Annotated in this window: 1 protein-coding gene; it reads right to left on the reverse strand. The window is 70.2% G+C overall.

Features of this window, described 5'->3' with window-relative positions:
* Positions 1-7,707: non-ribosomal peptide synthetase (locus B1964_RS17545; protein WP_139765777.1), on the reverse strand; the 7,707-nt coding region annotated here is incomplete at both ends.

Below are 7,707 nucleotides of genomic sequence, written 5' to 3' on the forward strand. Positions count from 1 at the left end.
CCGCCCCCCCCCCGCCGTAGAACCAGGCCAGCCCACCGGCGGGGTGAACGCAGAACAGCGGCGGTCGCGAACCCTCGGCGCGCAGGGTGATCAGCACGTCGGCAGTCGCGGCGTCGGCCCCGGTGATGCGTTGGGCCAGCCCGCGCACCGTCGCGTCCGAGAACAGCCAGGCCAGTTCGATCTCGAGTTGATGCTCGCCGCGCAGATATGCCGCGACCCGCGCCGCCGACAGGGAATTGCCCCCCAGATCGAAGAAGCTGTCGTCGGCACCGACCTCGTCGACGTCGAGTACCTCGACGTAGGCGGCGGCGACGGCACGCTCGACGTCGTTGCGCAGCGGCTCGATCTCGCGCTCGACGATCTGCGGCGCGGGCAATGCCCGTTTGTCGAGCTTGCCGACCGGGGTGAGCGGCAGATGCGCGAGCACCGTGATCGACGCGGGCACCATGTGCGCCGGGAGCCGCCGGGTGAGGTGCGCGCGGAGATCGGCGATCAACGTCGCCTGATCGGCGTCGGGATCGGTCGGCACCACGTAGGCGGCGAGCGCCGAGGCCACCGATCCCCCAACTCCTTCCGCACCGACCCCGTCAGCACCGACCCCGATGACGACGGCGGCGTCGACGAGGCGGTGCCGGCCGAGTTCGGCCTCGATCTCGCCGAGTTCGATCCGTAGTCCGCGCAACTTGACCTGATCGTCGCTGCGGCCGGCATATTCGATCACCTGACGTCCGTCGGGCCCGCGACGCCGGCGTGCGAGGTCGCCGGTGCGGTACATCCGTGTACCGGGCGCGCCGAACGGTGCGGCGACGAAGCGCTCGGCGGTCAGACCCGGGCGGTCGAGGTAGCCCCGCGACAGCGCGCACCCGGCGATGTAGAAGTCGCCGACGACACCCTCGGGCACGGGATGCAGCCGGGCATCGAGGACGACCTGCTGCAGTCCGTGCAGCGGCGCACCGATCCGCACCGGCGTCCCCGGAGTGGCGATCTCGCCGATGTTGGTGAGGATCGTCGTCTCGGTGGGGCCGTAGGCATTCTGTATCCGGACGTGCGCCGACCAGTGGTCCTGCAGCGCCTGCGGTACGGCCTCACCACCGACGGCGATGCACTCCACCGCGGGCAACCGGGCCGGGTCGAGGGTCGACAGGGTCGTCGGGGTGAGGAACGTGTGTGTCACCTCACGGTCGATCATGAACTCCTGCAACGCCTCCCCGCCGACGGCGTCGGCCGGTCGATAGACCAGGGTGCCGTTGTTGGCCACGGCGAGAAGATATTCGAGGACCGAAGCGTCGAAACTCGGTGACGCATAACCCATCACGATCGGCCCGTCACCGACGCCGAGCCGCGCCGACTCGGCGCGTGCGAAGTTCCACAATCCGGTGTGCGAGACCGCGACACCCTTGGGCCTGCCGGTCGAGCCGGAGGTGTAGATGACGTAGGCCACGTTGTCCGGACGCACCACCCGCAACCGGTCCTCGGCACCGATCGGCGCGTCGTCCATCGCCGCGATCTCGGCTGCGGTCGACTCGTGATCGGTTGCCACCCACTCGAAGTCATCACCCGGCAGGTCACCGACGGACGCGATCGACAAGCCGAGGACGGCCCCGGAATCCTCGATCATGGCCGAAACGCGCTCGGCCGGATAGCCGGGGTCGATCGGTACGTAGCCGCCACCGGTCTTGGCGACCGCCCAAATCGCCACGAACAGATCGGCCGACCGCGGGATCGCTAGCGCCACCAGTGATTCGGCGCCGATTCCGCGGCCGATGAGCCATCGTGCCAGCCGGTTCGAGCGGGCATCGACGTCGCGGTAGGACAGTGCTGTACCGGAGGGGTCGATGACCGCGGTACGTCTGCGCTGGCCGGCGACCGCCGCGGCGAAGATGTCGGCGAGCACCATGGGCGCCACCTCGGGCCCCCCGGACACCGGGACCAGCTCGTCGATCTGTTCGGCCCGCAGCAGCGGTGCGTCCCCGACCGCGGTACCCGGCTCGGCGGTCAGCCGATCCAACAGACCGACCAGGCTCGCGGCCATCGACTCGACGCGGTGCGCATCGAACAGATCGGTGGCGTACTGCACGGCGCCGGACCAGGAGTGGCCCGCCGCTGCCGGGGTCACCGAGAACAGCAGGTCGACCTTGGCCGGGATCTCCCCGATCGACAGCGGCCGAACCTGCAGACCGGCCATCTCACCGCCGGCGACCGACTCCCCGGCGAGTTCGGCGATCACCGACTGTTCGAGGGTGAGCAGGACCTGGGTCAGAGGCGCAAACGCTTCCGAGCGCACCGGATTGAGGTGATCCACCAACGTCTCGAACGGGATGTCGGCGTGCGCGTACGCGTCGAGATCGATGCCCCGGATGCGTTCGAGCAGGCCGTGGAAGGACTCCTGAGCCCGATAGTCGGACCGCAGGACCAAGGTGTTGACGAACATGCCGATCAGCGGGTCGAGTTCGGGTCGGCCACGGCCGGCGACAGGTGTGCCGACCGCGATGTCGTCGCTCGCCGACAGCCGGGCGAGCAGTACCGACAGCCCGGCGTGGATCACCATGAACGGGGTGACCCGATACTCCTGGGCGAGTGCGGTGATCCGCTCGGCGATCGGGGCGTCGATCTCGAAATGTGTTGTCGCCCCGCGGGTGGACGCGACCACCGGACGCGGACGATCCGTCGGCAGGTCGAGCACACTGGGCAATCCCGCGAGCTGATGCGACCAATAGTCCCACTGTGCGTGCAGGATCGAACCCGGCTCGTCGACCGACCCGAGGTGCCGGTGCTGCCATACCGCGACGTCGGCGAATTGCAGTGCGAGCGGCTCGAACTGCGGTGGCACTCCGGCCACCCGTGCGTGGTACGCCGTCACCAGATCGGCGACGAGCGGCGCCAGTGACTCGCCGTCGGCGGCGATATGGTGCAGCACCAGCACGAAGACGTGCTCCTCGGGGCTCGCCGACCACAAGCGGGCGCGCAGCGGGAAGTCGACGGTGACGTCGAACCCCGTCGTCGCCGCCGCCTCGAGGTCGTCGCGGCTCCCGGCTATCTGCCAGTCGACCGGCGCGGATACCGGGTGGACGAGTTGCTCGGGCACACCGGCGTTCTCGGGGAAGGTGGTGCGCAGGATCTCGTGGCGGGCGACGACGTCGAGGACCGCGGCATGCAAGGCCTCGACGTCCAACGCGCCGTGCAGGGCCAGCGCCGCGGGCACGTTGTAGGCCGGTGAGGTGGGGTCGAACCGGTTGATGAACCACATGCGTTGCTGCGCCAGGGACAGCGGCACGCGGTCGGGTCGTGGCGCGGGTGGCACCATCGCCGGACCCGATGCGCCCCGACCGCCGGCGAGGGCGGCGAGTTCCCGGACGCTCGGTGCCTCGAAGACGTCACGGACCGAGATCTCGCGTCCCAGCGCCTCACCCGCGCGCGCCGCCACCCGCATCGCCGACAGCGAGTTGCCGCCCGCGTCGAAGAACGACGCGGTCACACTGACCTGCTCGACGCCGAGCACGCCGGCGAAGACCTCGGCGAGCACCTGTTCGGCCGGTGTGGACGGTGCCACGATCTCCCCCGACACCTGTTGCGGCGCAGGTAGTTCTCGGCGTGAGATCTTGCCGGCGGTGTTGAGCGGCATCTGCTCGAGCAGCACCCAGGTGGCCGGCCGCATGAACTCCGGCAGCGCCCGGGTCACGGTGGCCTTGACGGCATCGAGGTCGACGGTGTCGGGCGCGAGATAACCCACCAGCGATTCGCCGGCAGGTGTGGCGACCACCGTCGCGGCGGCATGGACGACCCCCAGGGCGGAGGTGAGCACGGCCTCGATCTCGCCGAGTTCGATGCGCTGGCCCCGCAGCTTGGTCTGGAAATCGGTGCGGCCCAGGTACTCCAACTCGCCCTCGGCGTTCCAGCGCACCAGGTCGCCGGTGCGGTAGAGCCGAGCGCCGGCAGGCCCGTAGGGGTCGGCGACGAACCGTTCGGCGGTCAGGGTGGGTTGGCCGGCGTACCCGCGAGCCACGAGATCCCCGCCGAAGTACAACTCGCCGGGCAGCCCCGGCGGAACCGGACGCAGACGCTCGTCGAGGACGAGCGCGACGGTGTTCCACAGTGGCCGACCGATCGGCACGGTGTGGCCGTCGCGCCGGATGTGCTGCACCGCGGCGTAGATCGTCGTCTCGGTGGGACCGTACTGGTTGTACAGTTCCGTGGCGGGCAGCAGTCGCCCGATCGCGTCGGCCACCGGGCGGGTGAGCGCCTCACCACCGGTGTGCAGCAACCGTAACGCCGTGAGTTCGGCCAGGTCGGATTCGTCGACGATCTCGGCCATCGCGCCGAGCACCGAGGGCACCAGCGTCGCCGAGGTGACGCCGTGATCGATCATGCGGCGCGTCACCAGCACCGGGTCGCGATGCTCTCCGGGGTGGAGCAGGACGAGCCGTCCGCCGCACACCACGGGGCGCACGATCTCGATGATCGCGGGGTCGAAGGTGTACTCGAGTTGTTGCAGCACAACGTCGTCCGGGCCGAATCCGTAGTAGTCGCGGTCGAAGGCCAGATGCGTGCTCAACGCCCGACGCGAGACGGTGACACCTTTGGGTCGTCCGGTCGACCCGGAGGTGAAGATGGTGTAGGCCGCGTGCTCGGGAAGGACCGTCGCGCGGCGATCGTCGGCGGTGACCGGTGCGACGGCGGTGGAGTCGACCACAGAGAGATCCACGGCAGTGGCGGCATCGACCGTCAGGGTCCGCACGTCGGGCAGTGCGGCGATCCCGTCGGGGATCGGGCCGGGTCCGACGAGGACGAGTGACACGTCGGCAACCTCGGTCATGTAGCGCACCCGATCTGCCGGTGCGCCGGTGTCGATCGGCACGAACTGTGCGCCCGCAGCCCACACGGCGTGGATCGCCACGATCATCTCCACCGAACGTGGGATACACACGGCCACAGCCGTGTCCGGTCCCACTCCGGACGCGATCAGCTCACGGGCGAGCGTGCTCGCGCGGGTGAGCAATTCGGCATAGGTGACCTCTCGCTCGTCGGCGATCACCGCGATCGCGTCGGGCGTGTCGGCGGCGCGGCGGGCCAGCAGGTCGGTGACCGCATCGCCCTCGAGCGGTACCACCGCGCCGTGCGACCAGTCGTCGAGGAGTGCTGCGGTGGCCGAATCCACCAGCGGCACTTCGCCGATCGGGGTGTCTGGTGCGTCGACGAAGGTCTGCAGGATTTGGGTGAGCGCGGTGGCGAAGATCATGATCTGCGCCTCGTCGAAGGCCGTGGGCAGATACGCGAATCGCAGGTGGAGCCGATCCCCGCGCACCGAGGTCGCGAGGTTCAGCGGGTAGTGGGTGGAGTCGCTGACGTCCACGCCGCGCACCTGTAGTCCCCCGACCGCCGTCGGCGACGCCGAGGACAGGGAGGCGGTGTCCACCGGGTACGACTCGTGCACGGTGAGGGTGTCGAAGGCGATGGGAACGCCGCTGTGCGCGATGATCTCGGGCAGACCGAGATGCTGGTGGTCGAGGACCGCGGTCTTGTCGTCCTGCAGGGCGCTTGCCACGGCCGCCAGCGTGGCGTCGGGGTCGACGTCGACGACCACCGGCAGCGTGTTGATGAACAACCCGACCATGTTCTCCACGCCGGGTAGATCGGCGGGACGGCCCGACACGGTCTCCCCAAAGGTGACCACACGCGACTCTGAGAGCCGCGCGACCAGCAGCGCCCAGGCGACCTGTAGCACGGTGGCCAGGGTGGTGCCGTGTCGACGGACCGAATCCTCCAGTGCGGCGGTGAGTTCGGCCGGCACGGCAACGATGTGTTCGGCTGGTCGGTGTTCGGCGGTGGCCTCGGCACCCGGTGCGACGAGGGTCGGCCCCTGCGCACGAGCCAGTCGTCGCGCCCACGCCTGCAGCCCCGCGCGATCGTCGATGCGGCCGATGTGGTGTAGGAAGTCCCGGAAGTCTCCCCCGAATCCGTCGCCGGTGTAGGCCGATCCGGTGGCATACAGCGCCATCAGGTCGGCCAGGACCAGTGGCCCCGACCAGCCGTCGAACAGGATGTGGTGGTTGGTGATCACCACATCGGTCTGATCGCCGTGACCGATCACCACCACCCGGAGCAGCGGCGGCGACGCGAGGTCGAACGGCTCGTTGCGTTCCTGCCGCGCGATCTCGGCCACCCGGTCCGGTGCCGCGGCGTCGTCGGCGAGGTCGACGACCCGCCACCCGGCCCGTGCGTCGGGCGGGATCACCGCGAGGACCGCACCACTGCGGGCACGCACGAACCCGGAGGCGAGCACCCGGTGCCGGAGCAGCAACTCGTCGGCGGCCGCACGCAGCCGGTCGAGGTCGACGTCCCCACCGAGCCGGAGCACCGCCTGGGTGACGTACGCATCGACGACGTCGTCTGCGGTGTCCGCAGTGCCACCCGAGGTGGCCGTGGCCGGGCCGTTACCGGCGAGCACCGACTGGAAGTAGAGGCCGCGTTGCAAAGGCGACAGCGGCCAGATCGCCGCTCCGGGATAACGCGCCGCCACCTCGTCGAGGTCGTCCTGGGTGGCGTGACTGCCGGGCACGTCGGACGGTGAAAGACCCACCGGCTCTCCGGCGTCGACGATCTCGGTGAGTTCGGCCAGTTCTCGCCGCCACCGCTCGGCGATGTCGGTGGCGTCGGCCTCGGAGAGTACGCCCTGGGCGAATCGCAGATCGGCGGCCAGTACCGGCCCATTCGCTCCGGTGGTGACGGCGGCGTTGATGGTCAGCGGCGCCATCACCGGCATCGCCCCCGACACCGAGGACGGCAGGAACGGCGCGTCGGGTGCGGGCAGGAAGTGGGCCGTCGCGCCTCCGCCGACGTCTCCCCCGCCGCCGACGTCTCCCCCGCCGTCGGTGGCAGCCCGGTTGCCGAGGTAGTTCAGGGCGATCGTCGGCAAGGGGCGTTGCGCGAGAGGCGAGTTCGCCACCGCACGCAGGTCGGCGAATCCGATGCCATGATCGGGGATCGTCAGTCGTTGTTCCTTGGCCGATTTGACCGCGTGCACGGCGTCGGCACCGGGGTCGACGAGCATCGGGATCAGGGTGGTGAACCATCCGACGGTGCGCGAGAGGTCGGCACGACGCGGGTCCGGGCCGGACTCGAGGATGTCCTCGTGGCGGCCGTGGCCCTCGACGAGGATCGTCACCGCCCGATCGTCGGCGATACCACGCTGCTGCTGCCAGGACCGGATCGCGCGCGACAGGGTGCCGGCGAGAACGTCGTTGACGCTGCCGCCGAATGCTTCGGGCACGGCCGCGAGCAGTGACCCGGTGATCGGCGCGTCGATCCGCGCGATCACCGAGCCGACCGTGCGCAGGCGGTCCCGCTGCGGATCGGGGGCGACGCCCAGCCGGGTGGGCGTCTCCGGAGAGCGCGAAAGCCACAGCGCCAGTTCGGATTCCCGCGACTCGCGCCGATCGGCCAGCGCCTGTTGCCAGGCGCGCATCGACGTCGGCTCGGAGCGTACGACCGGCGGCGTGCCGGCCGACACCGCCGCCGCCGCGGTGAGCAGGTCCTCGATGAGGATCGGCCACGACACGGCGTCGACGGCCAGATGGTGGATCACCAGGACCAACCGGGCGGCGTCGGCACCGACCACCAGCGCGGCACGCATCACCTGCCCGGCGGCCGGATCCAGTAGCGCTGCCGCCCGCGCATGAGCGGCGCGCACCGATTCGTCGAAATCTTCTG

Origin of the sequence: Gordonia sp. i37, assembly GCF_002043085.1 — a bacterium.
GTDB classification, from domain to species: domain Bacteria; phylum Actinomycetota; class Actinomycetes; order Mycobacteriales; family Mycobacteriaceae; genus Gordonia; species Gordonia polyisoprenivorans.